23 protein-coding genes and 1 pseudogene are annotated in these 26,175 nt (G+C 65.5%); 9 read left to right on the top strand and 15 right to left on the bottom strand.

What is annotated here, in order from left to right:
• Positions 1-7 precede the first annotated feature (7 nt).
• The 9 genes and pseudogenes from ACVIJ6_RS28470 to eno form a co-directional block, all read right to left on the bottom strand.
• The gene (locus ACVIJ6_RS28470; protein ID WP_456775429.1) at positions 8-1,405 is read right to left on the bottom strand and encodes a pyruvate dehydrogenase complex E1 component subunit beta; all 1,398 of its coding nucleotides are present in this window, start codon (positions 1,403-1,405) and stop codon (positions 8-10) included.
• A gap of 29 nt (positions 1,406-1,434) precedes the next feature.
• A complete protein-coding gene (pdhA, locus tag ACVIJ6_RS28465) occupies positions 1,435-2,457 on the bottom strand; it encodes a pyruvate dehydrogenase (acetyl-transferring) E1 component subunit alpha (RefSeq protein WP_456775428.1) in 1,023 nt (340 codons plus the stop codon).
• A 204-nt stretch (positions 2,458-2,661) separates the two neighbouring features.
• Positions 2,662-2,976 carry an FtsB family cell division protein gene (locus ACVIJ6_RS28460; protein ID WP_456775427.1) on the bottom strand — a complete coding sequence of 105 codons (315 nt, stop codon included), beginning with the start codon at positions 2,974-2,976 and terminating at the stop codon, positions 2,662-2,664.
• A gap of 62 nt (positions 2,977-3,038) precedes the next feature.
• Positions 3,039-3,830: an aldolase gene (locus ACVIJ6_RS28455; protein ID WP_456775426.1), complete on the bottom strand. Its 792-nt coding sequence runs from the start codon at positions 3,828-3,830 to the stop codon at positions 3,039-3,041.
• 178 nt (positions 3,831-4,008) lie between these two features.
• Positions 4,009-4,566, bottom strand: a complete 558-nt coding sequence (locus ACVIJ6_RS28450) for an NADPH-dependent FMN reductase (protein WP_456775425.1) — start codon at positions 4,564-4,566, stop codon at positions 4,009-4,011.
• Between the two features lie 147 nt (positions 4,567-4,713).
• Positions 4,714-5,884: pseudogene (locus ACVIJ6_RS28445) on the bottom strand (serine hydrolase domain-containing protein).
• Positions 5,885-6,135: 251 nt separating this feature from the next.
• A complete protein-coding gene (locus ACVIJ6_RS28440; protein ID WP_456775424.1) occupies positions 6,136-7,134 on the bottom strand; it encodes an MBL fold metallo-hydrolase in 999 nt (332 codons plus the stop codon).
• 120 nt (positions 7,135-7,254) lie between these two features.
• A complete protein-coding gene (locus tag ACVIJ6_RS28435) occupies positions 7,255-8,397 on the bottom strand; it encodes a zinc-binding dehydrogenase (protein ID WP_456775423.1) in 1,143 nt (380 codons plus the stop codon).
• Between the two features lie 36 nt (positions 8,398-8,433).
• Entirely contained in the window at positions 8,434-9,717 is a 1,284-nt protein-coding gene (gene eno, locus ACVIJ6_RS28430; protein ID WP_456775422.1) for a phosphopyruvate hydratase, read from the bottom strand.
• Positions 9,718-9,919: 202 nt separating this feature from the next.
• Here eno and queF point away from each other — a divergent pair, with 202 nt between their 5' ends.
• Positions 9,920-10,396 carry a preQ(1) synthase gene (queF, locus tag ACVIJ6_RS28425; RefSeq protein ID WP_456775421.1) on the top strand — a complete coding sequence of 159 codons (477 nt, stop codon included), beginning with the start codon at positions 9,920-9,922 and terminating at the stop codon, positions 10,394-10,396.
• A 1,747-nt stretch (positions 10,397-12,143) separates the two neighbouring features.
• On the opposite strand, the gene ACVIJ6_RS28420 is transcribed toward queF, so the two are convergent.
• From ACVIJ6_RS28420 to ACVIJ6_RS28410, 3 genes are all read right to left on the bottom strand, one after another.
• A complete protein-coding gene (locus ACVIJ6_RS28420; protein ID WP_456775420.1) occupies positions 12,144-13,349 on the bottom strand; it encodes an MFS transporter in 1,206 nt (401 codons plus the stop codon).
• Positions 13,349-14,212: a 3-deoxy-8-phosphooctulonate synthase gene (kdsA, locus tag ACVIJ6_RS28415; protein WP_456775419.1), complete on the bottom strand. Its 864-nt coding sequence runs from the start codon at positions 14,210-14,212 to the stop codon at positions 13,349-13,351. The genes ACVIJ6_RS28420 and kdsA overlap by 1 nt, the downstream gene beginning before the upstream one ends.
• Positions 14,213-14,368: 156 nt before the next feature.
• Positions 14,369-14,695 (bottom strand): NIPSNAP family protein, encoded by a 327-nt coding sequence (locus tag ACVIJ6_RS28410; RefSeq protein WP_456775418.1) that lies wholly within the window; start codon positions 14,693-14,695, stop codon positions 14,369-14,371.
• A 338-nt stretch (positions 14,696-15,033) separates the two neighbouring features.
• On the opposite strand from ACVIJ6_RS28410, the gene ACVIJ6_RS28405 reads away from it, so the two are divergent.
• From ACVIJ6_RS28405 to ACVIJ6_RS28395, 3 genes are all read left to right on the top strand, one after another.
• The gene (locus tag ACVIJ6_RS28405; RefSeq protein ID WP_456775417.1) at positions 15,034-15,708 is read left to right on the top strand and encodes a response regulator; all 675 of its coding nucleotides are present in this window, start codon (positions 15,034-15,036) and stop codon (positions 15,706-15,708) included.
• On the top strand, positions 15,705-17,084 hold the full coding sequence (locus tag ACVIJ6_RS28400; protein ID WP_456775416.1) for a sensor histidine kinase: 1,380 nt from the start codon (positions 15,705-15,707) through the stop codon (positions 17,082-17,084). Before ACVIJ6_RS28405 ends, ACVIJ6_RS28400 begins: the two co-directional genes overlap by 4 nt.
• A 99-nt stretch (positions 17,085-17,183) precedes the next feature.
• On the top strand, positions 17,184-17,852 hold the full coding sequence (locus ACVIJ6_RS28395; protein WP_456775415.1) for a class I SAM-dependent methyltransferase: 669 nt from the start codon (positions 17,184-17,186) through the stop codon (positions 17,850-17,852).
• Between the two features lie 37 nt (positions 17,853-17,889).
• On the opposite strand, the gene ACVIJ6_RS28390 is transcribed toward ACVIJ6_RS28395, so the two are convergent.
• Positions 17,890-19,521 carry a CTP synthase gene (locus ACVIJ6_RS28390; RefSeq protein ID WP_456775414.1) on the bottom strand — a complete coding sequence of 544 codons (1,632 nt, stop codon included), beginning with the start codon at positions 19,519-19,521 and terminating at the stop codon, positions 17,890-17,892.
• Between the two features lie 167 nt (positions 19,522-19,688).
• Complete coding sequence (gene secG / locus ACVIJ6_RS28385) at positions 19,689-20,072, bottom strand: preprotein translocase subunit SecG (RefSeq protein WP_456775413.1); 384 nt, start codon at positions 20,070-20,072, stop codon at positions 19,689-19,691.
• Positions 20,073-20,282: 210 nt separating this feature from the next.
• Between secG and ACVIJ6_RS28380 the strand changes: the two genes are divergently transcribed.
• Together ACVIJ6_RS28380 and ACVIJ6_RS28375 are read left to right on the top strand one after the other, a co-directional pair.
• Entirely contained in the window at positions 20,283-20,849 is a 567-nt protein-coding gene (locus ACVIJ6_RS28380) for a helix-turn-helix domain-containing protein (RefSeq protein WP_456775412.1), read from the top strand.
• A gap of 2 nt (positions 20,850-20,851) precedes the next feature.
• Entirely contained in the window at positions 20,852-21,379 is a 528-nt protein-coding gene (locus ACVIJ6_RS28375; RefSeq protein WP_456775411.1) for an N-acetyltransferase family protein, read from the top strand.
• 36 nt (positions 21,380-21,415) lie between these two features.
• Here the strand turns inward: ACVIJ6_RS28375 and tpiA are convergent, their stop codons facing one another.
• The gene (tpiA, locus tag ACVIJ6_RS28370; protein ID WP_456775410.1) at positions 21,416-22,171 is read right to left on the bottom strand and encodes a triose-phosphate isomerase; all 756 of its coding nucleotides are present in this window, start codon (positions 22,169-22,171) and stop codon (positions 21,416-21,418) included.
• Between the two features lie 223 nt (positions 22,172-22,394).
• Here tpiA and ACVIJ6_RS28365 point away from each other — a divergent pair, with 223 nt between their 5' ends.
• From ACVIJ6_RS28365 to trpC, 3 genes are read left to right on the top strand one after another with little or no spacing between them, the layout of a single operon-like run.
• Positions 22,395-24,305, top strand: a complete 1,911-nt coding sequence (locus ACVIJ6_RS28365; RefSeq protein ID WP_456775409.1) for a peptidyl-prolyl cis-trans isomerase — start codon at positions 22,395-22,397, stop codon at positions 24,303-24,305.
• A 19-nt stretch (positions 24,306-24,324) separates the two neighbouring features.
• Positions 24,325-25,338, top strand: coding sequence for an anthranilate phosphoribosyltransferase (gene trpD / locus ACVIJ6_RS28360; protein ID WP_456775408.1), 1,014 nt, complete (start codon positions 24,325-24,327; stop codon positions 25,336-25,338).
• Between the two features lie 16 nt (positions 25,339-25,354).
• The gene (trpC, locus tag ACVIJ6_RS28355) at positions 25,355-26,173 is read left to right on the top strand and encodes an indole-3-glycerol phosphate synthase TrpC (protein ID WP_456775407.1); all 819 of its coding nucleotides are present in this window, start codon (positions 25,355-25,357) and stop codon (positions 26,171-26,173) included.
• Positions 26,174-26,175: the final 2 nt, after the last annotated feature.

Raw genomic sequence — 26,175 nt, 5'->3', positions numbered from 1 at the left:
ATTTCCCTTAGCGGTAGCAGACGGATTTGGCGGCCTGCACGACCTCCGCAGCCGAGGGCAGCGCGAGCTTCTCGAGGTTCGCCGCATACGGCATCGGCACGTCCTTGCCGGACACGCGCGTCACGGGCGCATCGAGATAGTCGAAGGCATGCTCCATGATGCGCGCGGCGATCTCGGCGCCGACGCCGCTCTGCGCCCAGCCCTCTTCCACCGTGACCGCACGTCCCGTCTTCTTGACCGAGGCGATGATGGTCTCGGTGTCCATCGGACGCAGCGTGCGCAGGTCGATCACCTCGGCCTCGATACCCTGCTTGGCGAGCTCGTCGGCGGCCTTCAGCGCGTAGGTCATGCCGTTCGACCAGGAGATGATGGTGACGTCCTTGCCGCTGCGCGCGATGCGCGCCTTGCCGATCGGGATCACGTAGTCGTCGAGCTTCGGCACCTCGCCGGAGTGACCGTAGAGCACCTCGTTCTCGAGGAAGATCACCGGGTTCGGATCGCGGATCGCAGCCTTCAACAGGCCCTTGGCATCGGCCGCGGAATACGGTGCGACCACCTTGAGGCCGGGGATGTGCGAGTACCAGGACGAGTAGTCCTGGCTGTGCTGCGCAGCGACGCGGGCGGCCGCACCGTTCGGGCCGCGGAACACGATCGAGCAGCCCATCTGGCCGCCGGACATGTACAGCGTCTTGGCCGCGGAGTTGATGATCTGGTCGATCGCCTGCATGGCGAAGTTGAAGGTCATGAACTCGACGATCGGCTTGAGGCCGGCCATCGCCGCGCCGACGCCGATGCCCGCAAAACCGTGCTCGGTGATCGGCGTGTCCATCACGCGGCGGGCGCCGAACTCCTGCAGCAGGCCCTGGGTGACCTTGTAGGCGCCCTGATATTCGGCGACCTCCTCGCCCATGATGAAGACGTCGCCGTCGCGGCGCATCTCCTCGGCCATGGCGTCGCGCAGCGCCTCGCGGATGGTCTGCGTGACCATCTCGGTGCCGGCAGGCACTTCCGGATCCGGCTCGGCCACGCTTTGCGGCGCAGCCACGCCGGTCGGTGCGGGCGAGGCCTGGACCGAGGCGGCAGGCTCGGCCGGCGGCGCCGATTGCGCGGCCTTCATCTCGATAGCGGGCGCTGCCGCCTTGCCGAGGTCGGCCGCGGTCTCGCCGTCGGCGAGGATGGTCGCGATCGGGGTGTTCACCGCGACGTCGGCGGTGCCTTCGGGAATCAGGATCTTGCCGAGCGTGCCCTCGTCGGTCGCCTCGACTTCCATCGTCGCCTTGTCGGTCTCGATCTCGGCGATCACGTCACCCGACTTGATCGCCTCGCCTTCCTTCTTCAGCCATTTGGCGAGGTTGCCCTTCTCCATCGTGGGCGACAGCGCAGGCATCAAAATTTGAATTGGCATATCAGCTCCGGAAGAAACAGCGTCTGCGCTTAGCGGTAAACGTCGGTGTAAAGCTCGGCGGCATCAGGCTCGGGATCGGCCTGGGCGAAATCGGCCGCCTCGTTGACGATCTTGCGCACATCGGCATCGATCGCCTTGAGATCCTGCTCGCTGACCTTCGCCGCCAGCAGGCGGTTGCGGACCTGCTCGATCGGATCCTGGTCGTGCCGGACCTTCTCGACCTCCTCGCGGGTGCGATACTTGGCCGGGTCCGACATCGAGTGGCCGCGATAGCGGTAGGTCTGCATTTCCAGAATGTAGGGGCCCTTGCCCTCGCGGCACCAAGCGACCGCCTTCTCGCCCGCGGCCTTCACGGCGCGGACGTCCATGCCGTCGACCTGCTCGCCCGGGATGTTGAAGGAGATGCCGCGCTTGGAGAAGTCGGTCTGCGCCGAGGCGCGCGACACCGCGGTGCCCATGGCATACCGGTTGTTCTCGATGACGTAGATCACCGGCAGCTTCCAGAGCTCCGCCATGTTGAAGCTCTCATAGACCTGGCCCTGATTGGCCGCGCCGTCGCCGAAATAAGCGACGCTGACCGAGTCGTTGCCGCGGTAACGGTTGGCGAGCGCCAGCCCGGTGCCGAGCGACACCTGCGCGCCGACGATGCCGTGGCCGCCGAAGAAGTTCTTCTCCATGCTGAACATGTGCATGGAGCCGCCCTTGCCCTTGGAGTAGCCGCCACGGCGCCCGGTGAGCTCGGCCATGACGCCCTTGGCATCCATGCCGCAGGCCAGCATATGGCCGTGGTCGCGATAGCCGGTGATGACCTGGTCGCCCTCCTTCAGCGCCATCTGCATGCCAACCACCACGGCCTCCTGGCCGATATAGAGGTGGCAGAAGCCGCCGATCGCACCCATGCCATAAAGCTGACCCGCCTTCTCCTCAAAGCGACGGATCAGCAGCATGTCGCGCAGCGCGGCCAATTCCTGTTCTCTGGTGAATTCCGGCGGCGGGCCGCTGTCTCTGTCCTGCCCTTGTTCCTTTGCGGCGGTTTTCTTGGGTGCGGCCATGGCAATTCCGGATGAGAGAAAAAGTAGCCCTCTCTAGCTCAACTCCAGGAGACGTAAAAGGACCGCGTGAACCACCATTCACTTTGCGTTTGCCGCACTGCAACGAGCACGAAATATTTGAATCCGATCGCCGGCTTTTTTGAAATTCAATGCGCCGCGCCAGCTAAAAACTGGGCAGTCATGGTCCGATCGTCGCCGCGATCACTACGGACGGCTGATCCGGATCAGATCGTGGGGGTTGGCGTAGCCCAGCTGAAAGCGCGCGCGCTCATCGAGCATATCGGGGTCGACCCGGTCGGAGCGCAGCAGCGACACCCGCCTCTCGCCCTCGGCCCGCTCCTGCTTCAGGCGCACGAGCTCAGAGGTGAGCGAGATGATCTCCTGGTCAAGTTCCTGGCGCGCGGTGAGTCCATAGCGCCCCGTATAAGCGTTGATGCCGAAATAGCCGATGATGGCCGCCGCCATCGTGTAAAGGGCGAGCCCCGTCAGGAACGATTTCAGGCGTGCGCGAGAGACCATGGGCGTGACAATGCGATCCCGGCGGTTAAGGAATCGCTAACCCTGCCCCCACCCACGGGCGCTCAACTCCGATACGCCGGCTCCTCGGCATCCAGCGTGCGCTTGATCGCCTCGATATGCAGCCGCGCCGATTCCGTATCGCCGTCCCGCATCTGCCGGTAGGTCGCCGCGGCGATCTCGGGCGCGACCGGCACGACCGTCCGTCCGGTCGAGAGCGCCAGGCACTGCACCTGGCAGGCGCGCTCGAGATAATACAGATCGTCCCAGGCTTCCGCGATGGTCGGCGCCAGCACCATCACGCCATGATGCTTCATGAACACGATGTCGGCGTCGCCGATCGCGGCGGCGATGCGGTCGCCCTCGCTGTTGTCGAGCGCCAACCCGTTGTAGTTCTCGTCGACGGCGGTGCGGCCATAGAATTTCAACGCCGTCTGTCCGGCAAAGATCAGCGGCTGGCCTTCCGTCATCGACAGCGCCGTCGCATAGGGCATGTGCGTGTGGAAGGCGACCTGGGCGCGCGGCAGCGCCTTGTGGATGCGAGCGTGAATGTAGAAAGCGGTAGCTTCGGGACGGCCGTCGCCGGCGATGACGTTGCCGTCGAAGTCGCACACCAGCAGCTGCGACGCCGTCAGCTCGCGAAAGGCGTAGCCGTAGGGATTGACGATGAAGAGGTCATCATAGCCGGGCACCAGCGCCGAGAAGTGGTTGCAGATGCCCTCCTCCAAGCCGTAGCGCGCCGCCATGCGAAAACAGGCCGCGAGGTCGATCCGCGCCTGCCAGATCGCCTCCGAATTCAGCTCCGGCTGGTTCGGACCGGGCTTCGACGAATTGGCAGGTGTGAATGCATGAGCCATTGCGCGTCCTTGCTGCGTGACCTTGGCACGCGTCCTCGCGGCGCGTCCTTGCGCCGCGTTCTGGCGCGCGCATCATTGCGCAGGTCACCGCCTCTCTTCAAAACCGATCGGGCAGAGCGCGTCAACGCCCTGCCCTCCTCGACCTGGGTTGCCTCGCCTGATGCGGCGAGGATGAAAGTCAGCCGTTCTGCTTGGCCACGAAGGCCGCGAATGCGTCCAGATATTGCTGCAGCACCGCCTTGAGCGACTCCTTGGTCAGCTCGCCCTGGCCATCGAACGCGTCGCCGACGCCGTTGAGATAGATCTCAGGCTGGCCCATCACGGGGCCCGAAATGCCCGGCATGATGTTCTGCAGATGCTTGGCCGCGGCGACGCCGCCGAGCGGGCCCGGCGAATTGGAGATGAGGCCGACCGGCTTGCCGAGGAACGAGCTCTGCCCATACGGGCGCGAGGCGATGTCGATGGCGTTCTTCAGCACGCCGGGGATCGAGCGATTATATTCGGGCGTCAGGATCAGCACGCCGTTCGAGGCCTTGAGCTTCGCCCGCAGCGCGAGCCAATCCGCGGGCGGGTTGGCCTCGATGTCCTGGTTGAAGAACGACAGGCCTTCGAGCGTGACCACCTCGATCTTGAGGCTGGCGGGAGCAAGCTTGGCCATCGCCTTCGCGATCTTGAGGGTGAAGCTGTCCTTGCGGAGGCTGCCGACGAGCGCGACGATCGAATAGGGAGCGGGCATGAGACCATCCTTTGAAGAGGAACATATGGGCGGCACTTAAGGCCCGCGGCCAAGAAGATGCAAGTGCATGAACTGGCCGATCGCGAAACTCAGCGTTTCATCGCGGGAAACGTTCGGATGTTCCAGACGGCAGCCGCCGCGGCGACATCACCGTGCGGCCATGATGCAGCGGGTGAATTCGGCCACGGCCTTGTGTGTGAGCCAGATCGATGGCCCCTCGACCGGTTGTGGCCAGGACGACAGCTTTGCGATCACGATTGCGTTGGCAGCATCGACGAACAGGTTCTGGCCGTGAATGCCCATCGCGAATGTCAGCTGCGGCTGATCGTTGATGACGTACCAGCCGCTGCGATAATGCATGTTGCGGCTGATGGCTGCGAAGCTGTCGCGCCATTGGCCGTCGCGCCAGGCCTGCGTGTCTCCATGGTCCCTGATGTCGTCGAGCCAGGTCTCAGGGATGATCGCATGCGAGCCGCGCCGGCCGGCCGACAGCACGAGTTGGCCGAGCCGGGCGAAATCCCGCAGGGTGGCGCAGAAGCCGCCGGTGCAGCGCGGCGCGCCCTTGCGATCGAGCGTGATGAAGGCCTCGCCACTCGCGCCCATTGGCTTCCACAGCAGGGTGCTCACCAGGCTCGCGAAACTGCGGCCGGTGGCGCGCTCGATCGCCCATCCCAGCAGATCGGTGTTGGACGAGACATAGCTGAACGGGCCGCCATGCGGCTTCGCCTGCGCGCGCATCGTCGCGAAGAAGTCATGCAGGTTTGGCGTCGTGCCCGGTGCGACCGGCCTCCCAGCCGGCGGCGGCGGCATAGGCCTGCAGACCGGCGCCGTCGAACACGATGCCGGCGCGCATGTCCATGAGCTCACGGATCGTGGCGCCGCGATAGGCGGTGTCTTCGACCTCCGGCACGTAGCGCCCCACCTCGGCATCGACGTCGATCTCGCCGCGATCCGCGAGGATGCCGAGCATCAGGCCGGTGATCGACTTGGTCGCGGACATCAGGATATGCGGCGTGTCGCGATCGGTGCCGCCGTCATAGTGCTCGAACACGATGCGGCCGTCATGCAGGATCAACAGCCCGTCGGTCGCCGTCGCCTTCAGGAAGCCATCGAGGTCGAGCGTGCCGCCCTTGGGCAGCCGCAGGCTGAAATCATCGAACGCGACCGGACGTACCGGCAGAGCCCAGGCGCTGCCCGGCGCACTCTCGATCTCGGCGACCGGCAGGATCGACCGGATGTTGTGAAAGGCCCAGCGGCTGAACGGCGCGGTGCGCCAGTTGGAGAGATCGGCGCGGGAGGGCGAAAGATCGGTCGACATGCGAATCCTGCGGGAATTTCCGAGGTGTTCGACATAGGGGTTCGCAGCCAGCGCGGAAAGCCCGGCATTTCGTATGGGCACAATGACCAGGTCGCCCGAAGGCGGCCTGTTCGTACGCTCTCTCTTCGTCATTGCGAGGAGCGAAGCGACGAAGCAATCCAGAGTCCCGGCCGAGCCCCTGGATTGCGTCGCGGAGCCTGTCATCGGGCCGCGCGTTCGCGCGGACCCGTTGGCTCGCAATGACGAAAAGTTCAGATCACCGGATTCCACGGTGCCGGGATCAGCCGGTACTTGGGGCCATCCTTCTCGACATAGCCCACCGAGGGGAACGAGAAATGGAAGCCGATCACCTTGGCCTTCTCGACCGCGACCAAGTCGTAGAACTTGTGCCGCGTCTCCTGGGCCATCGCGGCGTCGGTGTCGAACATCACGTGCCAGTCGGGATTGCGCAGGAACAGCTCCGGCACATTGGTGACGTCGGACTGGATGAACACCTTGGCATTGCCCGAGGCGACGGCGAACGAGGTGTGGCCCGGCGTGTGACCCGGAGTCGCCAGCGCCGTGATGCCCGGCGCCACCTCCTTGTCCCACTCGTATTGCGTGACCTTGCTCTCCAGCCCGCCGAACACCTTCTTGAAGTTGGCGAAATTGCCCTTCATCAGCTCCGACTGCGCCTTGGCGGCGTTCTCGTCGCTGTTCCAGAACGCCCACTCCACCGATGGCACCTTGAGCTCGGCATTCGGGAACGCCAGCGAGCCGTCGGCAAGCCTGAGACCGTTGATGTGGTCGCCATGCATGTGGGAGAGCACGACGATGTCGATGCTCTTCGGATCGACGCCGGCCGCGGCGAGGTTCTGCAGGGTGCGGCCGACCGCGCCCTTGCTCGCCTCGAAGGCGCCCGCGCCGTTGCCGGTATCGATCAGGACCAGCTTGGAGCCGGTATTGATCAGCTGCGGATTGAAGGGAATCGTGATCATGCCCTTCGGCATGTAGGCGCTTTCCGCCGCCGCCAGCGCGTCGTCCTTGGCGGTGTTGACCACGAACTTGTCGGGCATCGGGAAGGTGCGCGCGCCGTCATTAACGGAGGTACATTCGTAGTCGCCGACCTTGTAGCGGTAGAAGCCGGGCGCCTGCGCACCGGCGGGCGCAACGGCCGCGCGGGCTGCCGTGCTGGCCAACGGTGGCAACGCGCTCGCGGCTCCGGCAAGCGCCGCGCCGGCCAGAAATCGACGGCGATCCAACTGCGTCATGACACATCTCTCCTCAGTGCTGTCAGCGGCCAACACCGCCCTCGGACAAAACGGCGCGGATTGTCTCCGGCCGCAGGCCAAACGCAAGCCTGTCCGCAACGTCCGGGGAGCGACGTTAGGTCACTTATCTTTGTGAGGGTCGATAAGGAATTTTTCGCCAGTGGCCCGTTTGGCGTACACAGCCAGGTTGGCCGGATCGAGCGCCTCGGTCAGTGACACGACCTTCGTGTAATGGCTGGCGAAGGTGGTCTTGAGCTCGTCGACGACGCGCTGGCGCAGCCGTTCACTATCGGCGCGGCCGATCTTCATCAGGAACGGAAACAACAGCCAGCCGCCGACGCTCCAGGTCATGCCGAAGCCGCGGGGGATCTCGGTCGGGCGCGTATCCAGGCCGCCATAGATGTAGACCTGCTTGTGCACGCTCGAGCCGTAGCGGCTGTAAGCGTGCTTGCCGGACTTGTTGATCGCGGCTTCCATCGCATTGAGGATCTGGCCGGCGAGCTTGCCGCCGCCGATCGCATCGAAGGCGATGGTCGCTCCGGTCTCGACCAGCGCCGCGATCAGCTCGTCCATGAACGTCGGCGAGGTCGAATCCAGCACATATTTCGCGCCGATGCCGCGCAGAAGCTCAGCCTGGGCTGCGCTGCGCACGATGTTGACCAGCTGGATGCCGTCCTTGAGGCAGATCTTGTTGAGCATCTGCCCAAGATTGGAGGCGGCGGCGGTGTGCACCAGCGCGGTATGGCCCTCGCGCCGCATCGTCTCGGTCATGCCCAATGACGTCAGCGGATTGACGAAGCAGGACGCGCCCTCGGCCGCCGTAGTGCCCGCCGGCAGCGGCAGGCACTCGGAAATCTTCAGGCAGCGATATTGGCTGTACATCGCGCCGCCGATGGCGGCGACGGTGCGGCCCATCAGCGCCTTGGCGGCGTCGGACGCCCCGGTCTTGACCACGGTGCCGGCGCCCTCGTTACCGATGGGCAAGGACTCGTCGAGCCGGCCGGCCATCGCCCGCATCCCCGCCTCCGGCACCTTGGCCGTGATCACCGGACGCTCCTTGGTGCCCGACGCCTGGAGGGTCGAGAGATCGGCCGCGCCGACGAGGAGGCCGAGATCGGACGGGTTGATCGGCGCCGCCTCGATGCGCACCACGACCTCGTCCGGCCCCGGCTCAGGGGTCGGCACGTCGACCAGCGAGAGCTCGAGCTCGCCGCTGCGCTTGATCAATGTCCGCAGCTGCAGGCCCTGTGTCTCGACACTCATGCGCGCCTCCCCTGTTGTCTTGTTTTCAGCGAACGATCAGGCCAGCGCCTTCAGCGCCGAACGGCCGGCGTAGCGCGCCTGCGCATCCAGCTCCTGCTCGATGCGCAGCAGCTGGTTGTACTTCGCGGTGCGGTCGGCACGCGCCAGCGAGCCGGTCTTGATCTGCCCGCAATTGGTGGCGACGGCGAGATCGGCGATCGTGGAGTCCTCGGTCTCGCCCGAGCGATGCGACATCACGGCGGTGTAGCCGGCCTTGTAGGCCATCTCGACCGCCGCCAGCGTCTCCGTCAGCGTGCCGATCTGGTTGACCTTGATCAGGATCGAATTGGCGCGGCCGTTGCGGATGCCATCGGCCAGGCGGTTGACATTGGTGACGAACAGATCGTCGCCGACGAGCTGGCACTTGCTTCCGATCAGGTCGGTGAGCTCCTTCCAGCCGTCCATGTCGTCCTCCGACATGCCGTCCTCGATCGAGGCGATCGGATAGCGCGCGACGAGGTCGGCGAGATATCTGGCCTGCTCGGAGCGCGAGCGGCTCTTGTTCTCGCCTTCATAGACATATTTGCCGTCCCTGAAGAACTCGGTGGCGGCGCAGTCCAGCGCCAGCATCACGTCCTCGCCGGCGGTGTAGCCGGCCTTGCCGATCGCGCTCATGACGAAGTCGAGCGCGGCATCAGCCGACGGCAGGTTCGGCGCGAAGCCGCCCTCGTCGCCGACATTGGTGTTGTGGCCGGCCTTCTTCAGCTCGCCCTTGAGGGTGTGGAAGATCTCCGAGCCGCAGCGCAGCGCTTCGGCGAAGCTCGGCGCGCCCACCGGCATGATCATGAACTCCTGGAAGTCGATCGGGTTGTCGGCGTGGACGCCGCCATTGACGATGTTCATCATCGGCACCGGCAAAGTGCGGGCCGAGGTGCCGCCGACGTAGCGATACAGCGGCATGTCGTAGGAGATCGCGGCCGCCTTGGCGCAGGCCAGCGACACGCCGAGAATCGCGTTGGCGCCGATCCGGCTCTTGTTCGGAGTGCCGTCGAGTTCGATCAGGATCTGGTCGATCTGGACCTGGTCCTGGACCGACATGTCGCTGAGCGCCTCATAGATCTCGTCGTTGATGGCCTCGACGGCCTTCAGCACGCCCTTGCCGAGGTAGCGATGCTTGTCGCCGTCGCGCAGCTCGACCGCCTCATGGGCGCCGGTGGAAGCGCCGGACGGCACGGCGGCGCGGCCGACCGAACCGTCCTCCAGCACGACGTCGACCTCAACCGTGGGATTTCCGCGGCTGTCCAGGATTTCGCGGCCGATGATGTCGACGATGGCGGTCATGGGGTCCTCTTGAGGGCTTTTCTGGTGGGCTTTGCTGCGCCGCTTCTACCGCAGGGACGGGAGGCCGAAAAGGCCAAGTCACGACCAAATCAAGTCACGGCCAAATCAAGCCGCGGCCGGATCAAGTTTCCAAATCACGAAGCGGGTGACGCCGGCGATTCAATTGGATAAGACGGCGCCAACCTCATCCGTGACCCGAGACATGGCAAAAAGATCCATCAAATCCGAGACATCCCCGGAGCTCCAGCTGGGCCGGCCGGTCGCCGCGCCGGACCGTCCGGAGACGGCGACGCTCGATCGCGTGCCCAATCCGCAGAAGGACACGGATTATCTGGCCCGCTTCACGGTGCCGGAATTCACCTCGCTGTGCCCGGTCACCGGCCAGCCGGACTTCGCCCATCTGGTGATCGACTACGCGCCGGGCCCATGGCTGGTCGAATCCAAATCGCTCAAGCTGTACTTGGCGAGCTTCCGCAACCATGGCGCCTTCCACGAGGACTGCACCGTGGCGATCGGCAAGCGCCTGGCCACCGAGCTCAAACCGAAATGGCTCCGCATCGGCGGCTATTGGTATCCCCGCGGCGGCATTCCGATCGACGTGTTCTGGCAGACGGGGAAGCTGCCGAAGGGCCTGTGGGTGCCGGACCAGGGCGTGGCGCCGTATCGCGGGCGGGGGTGAGAGACTACGGTTCGCCGTAATCCTTGCCAGGGCCCTCCCGCGCGCGTACCCAGAAGTCATCACTCTTCACGGAAGACTGATGCGGATCGGCGTGCCGACAGGAAGCCCTTTGTCAGTAAGCGAAATAGCCGTCGAACTTCGCCTTATAGGCGGATGGATACAGGGCCTGAAACGTACTCAGCATCGCGTCCGTCTTTGCCGCACGCAGTCACGGCACCTTGCGCGACTGGGTCTCGATGGGCGCGCTGATGTGTTTACCGTGGCAGTGCACTCACTAACCATCAGCGCAATGACCGCAGAAGTTTAAGTGTCACCGTAGTTTCCGCTGCCGTTGCGCGAGGCTCCTTGTAGCTTATCCTGGCAGTTTCGGCGTGCCTGGGACGGGATCGGGGTTCGCCGCTACAAAAAAATAGATGAGACCGTACACCGGCACGAATGCCGACAACACTGCGTGGATGGCAGAACCGTTCTTTACGCCCCTCACGATGCCCATAATGGGACTCGCAAGCATCACAATAACTACAACCCAATGCCAAATCGAAACTGAGCCCATCTGCTCCTCCCACCTTGCATTAATCATGCGCCATTTTCCATGAGCGGTCCACCCCCAGTGAACGATCGCTCGCGCTCGTTCGGGGTTCATGAAGTCTCGGGAATTACTGTGACAATGCTGGACTGCCCCCCTCAAGTGAAACACGATAATTTCGGTGATATTTGGTGAAGTTCATCGTGTGTTGTTTGCGCAAAGGCGATCTCTCAAACTCAAGGGGAGATCGATATCCGAGCGCCGAGTGCAGCCGCTCCTTGCTGTAGATTTCGGCGATAAAGCCGTTGATCCGCGAGGCCAATTGTTGAGTCTCAGCCCTCTACCCACCGCGGAATTGTTTTCTTCGGCAGCTAACCCATGGTCTCTGAGTCGCTCGAAGGACATGTTTCGGTTGAATATCTCATTCTACGCAACCATCGAACCGCTGTTCCCGAAAGCCAATTTTTGTCGCGCCTTCAAGCTGATCACCCCTGTCCAGATCTTCCGCTAAAAATATTCTTCTTTCGCTTTATCAGAATCAATGATTGACTGTCGCCGTCCCGTCTCGATCGGAGGGGCGCTTCGCGGTCGTCACGGACGTTGAAGGCGGGATGCGGTGGGCGTGTCGGTGCTGCAGCGTGGTTATTCGCGCGGACGAACAGCACGATGCGCACGGTCAAGTCGCGTGGTCCTGATACCCCGACGCTGGTATCAAGGTCGAAGGGCTGGACGAGTCCTGCGACCGACGGTGGCCAAAACGCCCGGAGCACCGGGGAGAACGCGAAGCAGCCGTTCCAACCATCGCGCGGGGAATGCCGGGATGTCTCGGCTGAACCTGTGGTTCCTGCCGCCTGCATTTTTTTCCGCAGGCGGGCCATGGGGGCGGCCAGCTCCCGGCATTCCCCGTGCCCTCTTTTCGAAGAGGGCATGTCCAAGGGCAAAGCTCGGACGCAGACGCGCCGCGAGATGGTGAGCTCATGTCTCACAGCCGTCATTGCGAGGAGCCGAAGGCGACGAAGCAATCCAGAGTCGCGCACACGATTCTGGATTGCTTCGCTCGCAATGACGTCAGAACAGACTTCGGATGCGCATGCGCCGCGAGACGGCGGCATCGCGTCCGCCAGCAACGAAAGTGGGCCCGGGACATGTTTCAGCCGCGCAGATTCAGCACCGCGGACGACGACCAAATTTGCGGCTCAGATCCGGGCTCGATCGGACTTGCTACGCCGCATCCGCCGGCGGCCGCTGTCGCAGCAGTGCGGCGCAGGCGAAGCCGAGGGCGACCATCAGGGCGGCGGCGATGAACAAGGTCGGCTGCTTGCCGCCATGGGCCAAGCCGAAGCCATAGGCGATCGGGCCGACCGTCTGGCCCATGAAGAAGAAGAACGAGTGCAGCGACATCGCGGTGGCGCGCGCCTCGATCGACAGCTCGCTGGCAAACACCTGCAGGCAGCCATGGATCATGTAGAAGCCCCAGCCCATCATCAGCATGCAGGCGAATTGCAGCTTCCAGCCCGGACCGAAGGCGAGCGCGGCGAGTTGCAGGGCGACGAGGCTCGCGCCCACGATCATCATGCCCTTGACGCCGAGCCGCGGCAGGAAGTTCGACACCGTCGCCGTGTAGAACAGTCCGCCGACGGCAAAGCCCGCGATGACGATGCCGGCGATCGAGAGCGAGGTCTCGCCGAGATCGAACAGCAGCGCGGCGATGAACGGAAACAGCCCGAACACGCAGCAGCCCTCGACGAACACGGCCGAGTAGCAGAACCGCGTATTCGGGTTGGAGAAGATGGTGCGGTAGCCCTTGCGGAGCGCGGCGAGATCGGTGGTCGACGTATGCGTGACGCTGGCGCCGCGAAAGCCGGCAGCCACCGCGAAGGAGGCGATCAGGCCGAGCGCGCCGAGAATGGCGAGCACGCCGCGCCAGCCGATGAAGTCGCCGATGATGCCGGATGCGGTGGCGCCGAGCAGGTTGCCGGCCATCGAGCCCGCGAGCGTGCGGCCGATCGCGACCTGGCGCTTGTCGGGCGCGACGAGATCGCTGGTCAGGCCGAGCGCGACCGGAAACACGCCGCCGGAGGCGATGCCGGCCAGGATCCGGGTGGCGAACAGCAGCGGGAACGAGGTCGCGAGCGCGCCGAGGATGCTGGCGACACCGAGCAGGGCCAGGCACAAGGTCATCAGCCGCGCCTTGCCGAACAGATCGGCGGCCGCGCCGATCGCCGGCTGGATCAGGGCGTAGATCAGCGCGTAGCCGGCGGCGATGCCGGCGGCTGTCGCGATGCTGATCGAAAAGTCCTCGGCGACATGCGGCAGCACCGGATCGAGCGCACGCGTCGACAGCGCCGCCGAGAAGCCCGCCAGCGCGATGATGTTGACGGCGGGAGGAAAGCGCTGCTCGGACGGTCGCGCCGCGGGCTGGTGCATCAGCGCGCGGCGTCCGCCGCCTGCCCCTTTGCCAACTGGTCGAACGCCATCAGCGTGCGCAACAGACCCTCGAACTCGGCGAGCGGCACCATGTTCGGCCCGTCGGAGGGCGCATGATCGGGATCGGGATGGGTCTCGATGAACACGCCGGCGACGCCGACCGCCACGGCCGCCCGCGCCAGCACCGGCACGAATTCGCGCTGGCCGCCCGAGGACGTCCCCTGCCCGCCCGGCTGCTGCACCGAATGCGTGGCATCGAAGATGACCGGTGCGCCGGTCGTGCGCGCCATGATCGGCAGCGAGCGCATGTCCGAAATCAGCGTGTTGTAGCCGAACGAGACGCCGCGCTCGGTCGCCAGCACGTTGGGATTGCCCGCGCCGGTGATCTTGGCGACGACGTTGGCCATGTCCCAGGGCGCCAGGAACTGGCCCTTCTTGACGTTGACGACCTTGCCGGTCGCGGCCGCCGCGAGCAGCAGATCGGTCTGCCGGCACATGAAAGCCGGGATCTGCAGGATGTCGACCGCCTGCGCCACCTCGGCACACTGGCTCGCGTCATGGATGTCGGTCAGCACGGGAAGGCCGAGCGAGGAACGAATCTCGGCGAAGATCGGCAGCGACTGCGCCAGCCCGAGTCCACGCGCGGCGGAGCCAGAGGTGCGGTTGGCCTTGTCGAACGAGGTCTTGTAGACGAGGCCGATGTTCAGCCGCGTCGCGATCTCCTTCAGCGCCGCGGCGACCTCGAGCGCGTGGCCGCGGCTCTCCAGTTGGCACGGGCCGGCGATGACCGCGAGCGGCAGGTCGTTGCCGAAGCGCACCGAGCCTGCGGTCACGATGGCGGCGGCAGTGGTGGCTGTGGTCATGGTCACGATCCCCTCGGGTTGCGCCGGACCATGCCCAGCATGATCAGCCGGATCAAGCCGCATTCACAGCCGCGAATGGCAGGGTTGCGCCCAGCCCCTGCCCGGCGCGTCCATCCGATCGCGGACGCCGCGCCGCCGCAGAGCCGGCCGACCGGCTCACTTCACGGTCGAGAACGCCGTCGGCACCAGGATCTGGCTGACGATGTTGGCGACGATCTGGCCGTCGGCCTCGGTCTTCGCGCGGGCCTCGATCCATTCGGGATCGGTCTGGAACGCGGTCCACTTGGTCTCGCGCTCGGCGAGCGATTCCCAGGCCAGATAATAGGTCAGCTCCTGGTTGGATTCGCCGATCAACGTCGTGAAGAACCCCGCCGGCCGGATGCCGTGCTTCTCGAACATCTTGAGCGTGATCGTCTCGAACCGCTTGAGCAGCGCCGGCAGCCGGCCTGGAATGCAGCGATAGATGCGGCTCTCATAGATCATTGGCGGTCCTCCTGCCGGAATTGTCGTGCGGGAGTTATAGCGAGCGGGTTGCGGGATGTCTTGAGGAGGCGGCGACATGGCACCCCTGTCGGCGGCGGCCGGGACCATTTCCGCAATGTTCCGGCAATGCTAATTGCACCAGAATACGTTCAGAAGCTCGTCCACCGTTCGGCATCCCCCGTTCGCCGCCTTCGGAAGGTCCTGGGGTGCGAGCCGAACCCATGATTCGCGTTTCGCTTCGATCGGACGTCCCTCAAGCGATTTCGCAGCGCATGAGGCAAGGATTTCGAGATCGACGGACCGCGAACCGGCCGTTCCACAACCTGGATATCGAGACCATGCGGATCTTGCTGGTGGAAGACGAGGCCGAAATGGCGGCGGCGCTGTCTCAGGCGCTGCGGGGCTACGACATGGTTGTCGACCATGTGCCGAGCCTTGCGGAGGCCGAGGAGGCGATCTGCGCCGATGTCCACGGCGCGGTCCTGCTCGACCGCCAGCTTCCCGACGGCGACGGTCTGGCGCTGATCCCGAAGCTGCGCGCCAAGGCCGACGGCGTCCCGATCATCGTGCTGACGGCGCGGGGCGACCTTGCCGACCGCATCGCAGGCCTCGACCGCGGCGCCGACGACTATCTGGCAAAGCCGTTCGCGATTGCGGAGCTGATGGCGCGGCTGCGCGCCGTGCTGCGCCGGCCCGCCGGCCTGCAGCTCGACATCATCAAAGCCGGCCGCGTCGCGTTCGATTGCGGCCATCGCGAGGCCAGCGTCGACGGCCGCCCGCTCGACCTGCCGCGGCGCGAGCTGCTGGTGCTGGAGACGCTGCTGCGGCGCATGGGCCGCACCGTGCTGCGCGCAACGCTGGAGGAAGCAGTCTACAATTTCGACGACGAGATCCAGTCGAACGCGCTGGATGCGCATGTCTCGCGGCTGCGGCGCAAGCTGGCCGAGGCCGATGGCGGCGTCGAGATCCACAGCATCCGCGGCGTCGGCTACCTCTTGAAGCAGACGCCATGAGCGAGACAACCGATCACTATTGCCTGCGCTCGAAACTGACCTGGCGGCTGGTGATGCTGCAGGCTGCGCTCCTGATCGCCACCATCGCGCTTGTGCTGGTCGGGCTGTGGGCCAGCGGCCTGCCCGTGGCCGAACGCGACGAAGACCGCGTGATCGACGTCGTGCAGGCGGCGCTCGGGCGCGACGGCAACGGCAAACTGGCGCTGCGCCCGACCGCGGAGCTGAAGCAACTGCGCGAGGAAACGCCCGACCTCTGGCTCTTCGTGCGGGACCGGCAGGGCGACACGCTCGCTGAAGGCAAGGTGCCGAACGAGTTCACGACGATCGGCGGCGCGCTCGACCATATCAGCCAGGCGCGGCTCGGCTGGCAGATGTTCGAGGACGATCCGCGCAAGCCGCCAGCGCGCATGAAGCGCGTCAACACCGATGCCGGTAACGTCCAGATCATCACCGCCACGCAGGGGCGCCTGTCCGGCGCCAAGGCGCTGTTCGCGGCCTCCCTGACCTTTCTCATCGTCACTTTTCCAGGCCTGGCACTGATGGCTGCCGCGACCTTCGTGGCAACGCCCATGGTGATCCGGCGCGCCTTCGCCCGCATCGACACGACGGCAGAAGAAGCGCGCCGGATCGATTTCCGCCAGCATGGCAGCCGGCTGTCCGCGGACCACCTGCCGCTTGAACTCGCTCCGCTGGTTGCAGCGGTGAACGATGCGCTGAAGCGGCTCGACGACGGCTATTCCCGTCACCAGCGCTTCGTTGCCGATGCTGCGCACGAGTTGCGCACGCCGATCGCGATCCTCAACACGCGGCTGGAATCGCTGCCCGCAGGCCCTGACAAGATCCGGCTGCTCGAAGATTCGGCGCGGCTTGCGACGCTGGCCGAGCAGCTGCTCGACATTCAGCGCTTCGACCAGGGCCGCAATCCGTTCGTCCGGGTCGATCTCGTCGCGTTGGCGCGCAGCGTCGCTGCGGACCTTGCGCCGCTCGCGATCAGCGCCGGCTACGAGCTATCGCTCGATACCGCGTCCCAGCGCACCGAAACGCTCGGCGACCGTGCCGCGCTTGAGCGCGCGCTGACCAATCTGGTGCAAAACGCCATCCAGCATGGCGGCCGGCGCGGCACCATCACCATTCATGTCGGCTCCACCACAACGATCGACGTCAGCGACGAAGGCGACGGCATTCCGCCGAACGAACGCGCACGGATCTTCGATCCGTTCTACCGCCTGACGTCGCTCGATCGCGGCGCCGGCCTCGGCCTGAACATGGTGCGCGAGATCGCGAGGCTGCACGGCGGCCACGTCGCGGTGCTCGACGGGCCGAAGGGCGGCGCCTGCTTCCGACTGACCTTACCGACGGCCCCGTTCGTGCAATGACGCGCGCACGCGCAATGTTGGCGCAACGCAACCCCTGCAAAGAAGAGAGCACGCTTCGCAATCGAGACGAAGCGCGATGACACCTTGCTGGGGATGCCAATGTCACACGACTTCCTCTCGTTCTTCACGGCGTGGATGGCGGCACCGCGCCGCGTGGGCGCCATCGCGCCCTCAGGCACGGCGCTCGCCGAACTGATCACGCGGGACATCACCGCCGACACCGGTCCGATCCTGGAGCTTGGTCCGGGCACGGGCGCCTTCACCTACCAATTACTGAAGCGCGGCGTGCGTCAGCAGGATCTCACCCTGGTCGAGTACGGCTCCGATTTCATGCGGCTGCTGCAGCTGCGCTTTCCCGGCGCGCGCGTGCTGTGGATGGATGCGGCGCGTTTGGGCTCGGAGCAGCTCTATCAGGGCGCCCCCGTCGGCGCCGTGATCAGCGGACTGCCGCTGCTCAATATGTCGCCGCGCAAGATCATCTCGATCCTCAGTGGTGCGTTCAGCTATCTGCGTCCCGGCGGCACCTTCTATCAATTCACCTATGGGATGCGCTGCCCGGTGCCGCGGCCGATTCTCGACCGGCTCGGCTTGCGCGCTACGCTGGTCGATCGCGCGCTCCTCAACGTGCCGCCGGCCGCGGTCTACCGGCTCACACGGCGGCCGCAATACAGGCTGTTGACGCGCGACGCGGCGCCGGCGGCCGATGCGGGCGTCTCCCCCGTCGCGAAGCAGCACCGCGCCGTCGCAGACTGGGCCACGTCCGCTTAGGCTGCGGCGCTCGCAGCATGCAGTGCCGTGAGCCGGCTCACACCAGCCGCGACTGCACCACCGCCGCCTGAATGAAGGACGCGAACAGCGGATGCGGCTCGAACGGTCGCGACTTCAGCTCAGGGTGGAACTGGACGCCGATGAACCAGGGATGGTCCTCATATTCCACGATCTCCGGCAGCACGCCGTCCGGCGACAGCCCGGAGAACTTGAGCCCGTGCTGTTCGAGCCGATCCTTGTAGGCGGTGTTGACCTCGTAGCGGTGGCGATGGCGCTCTGAGATCTCGGTCGCCCCACCATAGACCTCGGACACGCGGCTGCCGCGCTTGAGCATCGCAGGATAGGCGCCGAGTCGCATCGTGCCGCCGAGATCGCCGCTCTGCGAGCGCCGCTCCAGCTCGTTGCCGCGCAGCCATTCGGTCATCAGGCCGACCAGCGGCTCCTTCGTCGGACCGAACTCGGTCGAGTTGGCCTCGGTGATCCCGACCAGATTGCGCGCGGCCTCGATGACCGCCATCTGCATGCCGAAGCAGATGCCGAAATATGGCACGTCGCGCTCCCTGGCGAACTGCGCCGCGCGGATCTTGCCCTCGGCGCCGCGCTGGCCGAAGCCGCCGGGCACCAAAATGCCGTTGACGTGCTCCAGGAACGGCGCCGGGTCCTCGTTCTCGAACACCTCGCTCTCGATCCAGTCGAGCTTGACGCGGACCTTGTTGGCGATCCCGCCATGCGACAGCGCCTCGATCAGCGATTTGTAGGCGTCCTTCATGCCGGTGTACTTGCCGACGATCGCGATCGTCACGTCGCCTTCCGGATTGCGGACACGCTCGTTGATCGTGTGCCAGCTCGCCAGCGCCGGCGGCATCCGCGGCTCGATGCCGAACGCGGCCAGCACCTCGTCGTCGAGACCAGCAGCGTGATAGGCTTCCGGCACCGCATAGATGTTGTCGACATCGCGCGCCTCGATCACGGCGCTTTCGCGCACGTTGCAGAACAGGCCGAGCTTGCGGCGCTCTTCCTTCGGGATCTCGCGGTCGGTGCGGCACAGCAGGATGTCCGGCTGGATGCCGATCGAGCGCAGCTCCTTCACCGAATGCTGCGTCGGCTTGGTCTTCAACTCGCCGGCGCTCGGGATGTAGGGCAGCAAGGTGAGATGGATATAGATCGCGTGGTCGCGCGGCAGCTCGTTCTTGAGCTGGCGGATCGCCTCGAAGAACGGCAGCCCCTCGATGTCGCCGACGGTGCCGCCGATCTCGACCAGCACGAAATCGTACTCGTCATTGCCCGACAGCACGAAATCCTTGATCGCGTTGGTGACGTGCGGGACGACCTGGATGGTCGCGCCGAGATAATCGCCGCGGCGCTCCTTGGTCAGGATGTCCTGGTAGATCCGGCCGGTGGTGATGTTGTCGGCCTTGGTCGCCGGCCGGCCGGTGAAGCGTTCGTAATGGCCGAGATCGAGATCGGTCTCGGCGCCGTCATCCGTCACGAACACTTCGCCGTGCTGATACGGCGACATCGTGCCTGGATCGAGGTTGAGATAGGGGTCGAGCTTGCGAAGCCGGACCTTGTAGCCGCGGGCCTGCAGCAGCGCGCCTAACGCGGCTGAAGCCAGACCCTTTCCGAGCGAGGAAACCACGCCGCCGGTGATGAAGATGTACCGCGCCATGGGACCCTACCTTTAATGCCGCGCGCTCGATTCGCCAAAACGAATCACCTGCAGCCCGCAACGTGGTCGCGGGCCTGTGGGTTACGTCAAAATATGAATGGTCTCAGCGAGTTGAGACCGTCTCATCATGCAGAAAGGCCAACCGCCTGCTGCATGGCTTCCCCGCATTATTGCGATTGCGGGGCCTGCGGCGCCGATGGTGCCGCCGGGGTCTGCTGCTCGTCGGCCTTCTTGAGCTGGTCAAGAACGCCGCCGCCGGTCGGCGCCACCGGGGTCGCCCCGCCTGACTGGGTCTGCCCGGGCATGTTGCCGAGGATCGAGGTCGGCTTGCGATCGTAGCCTGCCAGCCAGGTCAGAAGCAGGCTGGTGACGAAGAAGCCGACGGCCAGCACCGCGGTGGTCCGGGTGAGCAGGTTCGCCGTGCCCCGGCTCGACATGAAACCGGCACCGCCGCCCATGCCGAGGCCACCGCCTTCGGACTTCTGCAACAGCACCGCGCCGATCAGGACGGCAACGATCATGAGATGAATGACGATCAAGACAGTCTGCATGGTGACCTTCCGTCACAAGCCCTCGCAGGCCCCCGACCGCCGGCCGGGATCGCGAGAGCTTCGCGGGCTATTCGGAAATTTGCGCGGTGTTACACGATCATGCCGGGCAACGCCACCCCCGGAGATAATCCCGGGCACGCTTCTCACAAGCACCGAGCCAGCCCTCAACCGGCTGTTGCCTCGCCTCGAAATATCCAATATTAGAGATGAATGGATCAAATAATAGACGAATTCAGCACCCGGCTCGCCCGCCGCATTCTTCTCGAGCGCGAGAGTCGGGGCTGGTCGCTGGCCGACCTTGCGGAGCGTTCCGGCGTGTCCAAGGCGACGATCAGCAAGATCGAGCGGGCCGAGGTCAGTCCCACCGCCGTCATCCTCGTCAAGCTGGCGAGCGCCTTCGATCTCACCTTGGCCGGCCTGATGTTGCGCGCGGAGGCCCAGGCCGAGCGCCTGTCCAGAGTCGGCGACCAGCCGATCTGGCGCGATCCCGACACCGGCTATCTGAGGCGACAGGTCTTCCTGCGGCCGGACCATCCGATTGAACTCGTAACGGTCGAGATGCCCCCGAGGGCAAGCCTGACGCTGCCGGCCTCCTCCTACATCCATATCCGCCAACTCGTCTGGGGGCAGAGCGGGCGACTGTCGATCACGGAAGGCACTGAGCGCCATGTGCTCGGGCCGGGCGACTGCCTCGGCTTCGGCCCGCCGATCGACACCACCTTCGCCAACGAGACCGACGCGCCGTGCGTCTATGTGGTCGCCCTCGCCCGGAGCTGACAATGTCGCCGATTCGAATCGCAGCCCTTTCCGACACACCCGCGATCCGGGCCGCCTTGAGCGGCATGCTGATCGAAACCGTCGCCCATGGCGGCTCGGTCAGCTTCATGCATCCGCTGGCCGAGAACGACGCAAACGAGTTCTGGCAGAGTTCGCTCGCCGCCGCCGCGCGCGGCGAACGTGTCGTTCTCGGCGCCTTCGACGGCGACGATGTGGTTGCGACCGTGACTTTGCAGCTGAAGCTGCCGCCCAACCAGCCCCATCGCGCCGAGATCGCCAAGATGATGACGCGCGTCAGTCACCGCAAGCGCGGCATCGCCGCCGCGCTGCTGCGGGCCGCCGAAAGCCTCGCCCGCCAGCATGGCCGCTCGATACTCGTCCTCGACACCGCCGTCGATGGCGGCGCCTCACGGCTCTATGAGGGCCTGGGTTTCCAGCTCACCGGGATCATTCCGGATTACGCCTTGAAGCCGTATGGCGGCCTCACCGGCACCAAGATCTACTGGAAGCGCGTCGCGCCAACGGAGTGATGTCGGCGCGCTCGCGCAATCTCCGCGGATCGCCCCTCAACACCCTTTCGCAATTGCGAGAAAGTCCGCAGCCTTGAGGCTGGCGCCGCCGACCAGGGCGCCATTCACGTTCGCGACCGCCATCAGCTCGGCCGCATTCGACGGCTTCACCGAACCGCCATAGAGGATGCGCATCCGCGCCCCCTCGCCGTTGAAGCGCTCGATCAGCAGCGTCCTGATAAACGCGTGGATTTGCTCGACATCCTTTGCTGTCGGGGTCAGGCCGGTGCCGATCGCCCAAACCGGCTCATAGGCCACGGTCAGATTGGCCGCCTTGGAGCCTTGCGGCAGGCTGAGGTTCAGCTGGCCGCGCAGGATGTCCAGGGTCTGACCGGCGTCGCGCTGCTGCTGGGTCTCGCCGACGCAGACGATCGCAACCAGGCCGGCGCGCCAGACGGCTTCGGTCTTCTGGTGCACCACAACATCGCTTTCGCCATGATCGGCGCGACGTTCGGAGTGGCCGACGATGATCGCACTGGCGCCGGCATCGGCCAGCATCTCGGCGGAAAGGTCGCCGGTATGGGCCCCCGATGCCTTGGCGTGGCAATCCTGCGCGCCGACGGCCACTGCCGTCGTGCCGCGCGCTCTGTCGGCAAAGCCTGCCAGCAGGGTTGCCGGCGGACACACCAGGAGATCGGCCTTGCCGGTGACTTCGTCGGCGCCCGCCAGCATCGCCTCGAACTCGGCGGTGGAGGCCTTCAGGCCGTTCATTTTCCAGTTGCCGGCGATCAGCGGCCGGATGTGGTCGGTCATGGCAGGATTCCAGCAAGCGTTGGTGACAGGGATCGGCTAGCAGAGCCGTTCGAGCAGTACCAGACCGCGACCGGCCTTCCCACCGCTTCAATCCGCCTCAGGCCCGAGGTTGCGACCCGGCGGCGGCGTCTTTATAAGCCGTTTCAACTCGGTGACGCCCTTACGCGGATTCTGCTCTAAGGCGCGGCCCCTTCATCCTTTTTCCTGCAGACAGACTGGACCCATGCTTCGAGGATTACGCAAGGCCTCATCAAACTGGCTCGGCAAGACCATCATGGCGGTGGTCATGGGCGTTTTGATCGTCAGTTTCGGCATCTGGGGCATCGCCGATATCTTCCGCGGCTTCGGACAATCGACGGCTGCCACGGTGGGACGGACCGAGATCTCGATCAACGAGTTCCGGCAGATCTATACCGATCGGCTGCAGCAAATCGGGCGACAGCTCGGCCGTCCCCTGACGCAGGAGCAGGCCCGCATGTTCGGGCTCGACCGCACCGTGCTGCAGCAGACGATCGCGGAAGCGGCGCTTGACGAGAACGCGCGCCGTCTCGGGCTCGGCCAGTCCGATGCCGAGACGATGCGCGTGATTCTCAGCGATCCGAACTTCAAAGGCCCCAATGGCGCCTTCGATCCGCAGCGCTTCCAGGCCATCATCCGCAATTTCGGCTTCACCGAGCAGCGCTATCTGGCGGACCAGCGCCGGGTCTCGCTGCGGCGGCAGATCACCGGCACGATCGCGGCTGGCCTCGAGCCGTCGAACGCGATGCTGGACGCGCTGAGCCGCTTCCAGAACGAGCAGCGCTCGATCGACTATCTCAAGCTCGATGCGGCGCAGGCCGGCCCGATCGAGGCACCCTCGCCGGAGGTGCTTGCCTCCTATTTCGATGAGCACAAGGCCCAGTTCAAGGCGCCGGAATATCGCAAGATCTCGTTCGTTCTGGTGACGCCGGAAGACATCGGCAAATGGACCGATGTGTCGGATGAGGATGCCAGGAAGCTGTTCGACCAGCGCAAGGCGCAAATGGGCACGCCGGAGAAGCGCCAGGTGCAGCAGATGACCTTCCCGACCATGGAGGAGGCGCAGGCGGCGCGCGCGCGCATCGCTTCAGGTGAGGTGAGCTTCGACGAGCTTGCCAAGGAGCGCAACCTCAACCCCGCCGACCTTGATCTCGGATTGGTGACGAAAACGGCCATCCTCGACCCTACCGTTGCTGACATGGCGTTCTCGCTGCCGACCGGCGAGGTCAGCCAGCCGGTCAAGGGGGCGTTCAACGTGGCGCTGGTCAAGGTCAGTGCGATCCAGCCCGGCCAGCAGCCGGCCTATGAGAGCCTCGCCACCGACATCAAGAAGGAGATCGCCGCCGACCGCGCCAAGTCGCAGGTGGCCAATCTTCGCGACAAGATGGAAGACGAGCGCGGCGGCGGCGCCAGCGTGGCCGAGGCTGCCAAGAAGCTGGGCCTCAACGCCATCACGGTGGAGGCGGTCGACCGGTCCGGCAAGCAGCCCAGCGGCCAGCCGGTGCCAAATATTCCACTCGGCCTCGACGTCGTTGCGCAGGCCTTCAACAGTGATGTCGGCGTCGACAACGAGCCGATCTCGTTCCGTGGCGGCTATGTCTGGTACGAGGTGCTCGGGGTCACCCCGCCGCGCGACCGCAGCCTCGACGAGGTGAAGGATCAGGTCGCCGCCAAATGGCGCGATGACGAGGTCGCGGCCAAGCTGCGCGCCAAGGCCACCGATCTCGTCAAGAAGCTCAACGAAGGCGGCAAGCTCGCCGATGAGGCGGCCGCGCTCGGCGTGAAGGTTGAGACCGCCAGCGCGTTCAAGCGCGACGCGACTGTACCCAGCGTGCCTGCCGGCGCGATCGTCGCCGCGTTCCGGACGGCCAAGGACGGCGTCGGCCAGACCGAAGCCGACGGTGGCCGGCAATGGATCGTCTTCCGCGTCACCGATATCACCGAGCCGAAGGTCGATCTCGCCTCCGAGGACATTAAGAAGCTGAAGGATCAGCTGCAACGGGCGCTGGCCGACGAGCAAGGCACGGCCTATGTCATGAAGCTCGAGAAGGACATCGGGACGACGATCAACGAGGCCGCCGTCGCACAGGTGGTCGGCGGCGGCAACAACCAGTAACGGACGGCTGAGTGAGGCGATGAACGATCTCAAGTCCATCATCGGCAAGGTCGCGACCGGCGCGCCCTTGTCGCGCGAGGAGGCCGCATCCGCCTTCGACAGCATGATGTCCGGCGAAGCGACGCCGTCGCAGATGGGCGCGCTGCTGATGGCGTTACGCGTGCGCGGCGAGACGGTGGACGAGATCACCGGTGCGGTCAGCGTGATGCGAGCCAAGATGCTGCGGGTCGATGCGCCCGCCGGCGCAGTCGACATCGTCGGCACCGGCGGTGACGGCTCGGGCTCGGTCAACGTCTCGACCTGCGCGGCCTTCATCGTCGCGGGCGCCGGGATCCCGGTCGCCAAGCACGGCAATCGCGCTTTGTCCTCGCGGTCAGGCGCGGCCGACGTGCTCGCCGCACTCGGCGTCAAGATCGATCTCAAGCCCGATCAGGTCGGGCGCTGCGTCCAGGAGGCCGGCATCGGCTTCATGTTCGCGCCGGCGCATCATCCGGCGATGAAGAATGTCGGCCCGACCCGCGTCGAGCTTGCGACCCGCACCATTTTCAATCTGCTGGGCCCGTTGTCGAATCCCGCAGGCGTCAAACACCAAATGGTCGGTGTGTTCTCGCGGCAATGGGTGGAGCCGCTGGCGCAGGTCTTGAAGAATCTCGGCTCGAAGGCGGCCTGGGTCGTGCACGGCTCCGACGGGCTCGACGAGATCACGTTGACCGGCCCGACCTTTGTCGCCGCGCTCGAGCACGGCCAGATCAGGACATTCGAGGTCACCCCCGAGCAGGCCGGGCTTGGCCTGTGCGGCAGCGACGGGCTGAAGGGCGGTGACGCGGCGGCCAATGCCGTGGCGCTGCAGAGCGTTCTGGACGGGATGCCGAGCCCCTATCGCGACGTCGCCCTGCTGAATGCGGCGGCGGCGCTGGTCGTCGCCGGCCGTGCCAAGACGCTTGCGGAAGGCGTTGCAATCGGCCGCGACGCGCTCGACAGCGGCGCGGCGGCGGCGCGGCTGAAGCATCTGATCGCGGTCTCCAACAGCTGATCTCCCGGAGCGCGCCATGTCGGATATCCTGGCCAAGATCGAAGCCTATAAGCGCGAGGAGATCGCCGCTGCCAAGCGCGCCTGTCCGCTCGCGGAACTCGAGGCCCGCGCGCGCGACGCTTCGCCTCCCCGCGGATTTGTGGCCGCCATCCGCAACAAGCACGCGAACGGCGACTATGCGCTGATCGCGGAGGTGAAGAAGGCGTCGCCGTCGAAGGGGCTGATCCGCGCCGATTTCGACCCGCCCATTCTCGCCAGGGCCTACCAGGCCGGCGGCGCCGCCTGCCTCTCTGTGCTGACGGATACGCCGTCCTTCCAGGGGCGTCTTGAGTTCATGGTGGCGGCGCGATCCGCGACCACCCTGCCGGTGTTGCGCAAGGACTTCATGTTCGACACCTATCAGGTGGTCGAGGCGCGCGCACATGGCGCTGACTGCATCCTGATCATCATGGCGGCGCTGGATGACGCAGCTGCCGCCGATATCGAGGCTGCGGCGCTCGACAGCGGCATGGATGTGCTGATCGAAATCCACGATCGCGACGAACTCGACCGCGCGCTCAAGCTGCGCTCGCCGATGATCGGCATCAACAACCGCAACCTGCGCACCTTCGAGACCACGCTGGCGACCTCCGAGGCGCTCGCGCCGCTGGTGCCCAAGGAGCGTCTGCTCGTCGGCGAGAGCGGAATCTTCACCCCGGCCGATCTCACCCGTCTGGCGCGCGTCGACATCCAGACCTTCCTGGTCGGCGAAAGCCTGATGCGACAGGCTGACGTGACCGCCGCGACGCGCGCGCTGCTGGCGCGCGACGCCAGCCCCGCAAGCGCGGCTGAGTGATC

Source organism: Bradyrhizobium sp. USDA 4369 (assembly GCF_054056435.1).
Note: the sequence above shows the minus strand (reverse complement) of the source record. Positions and strands in the feature narration are given on the sequence as shown.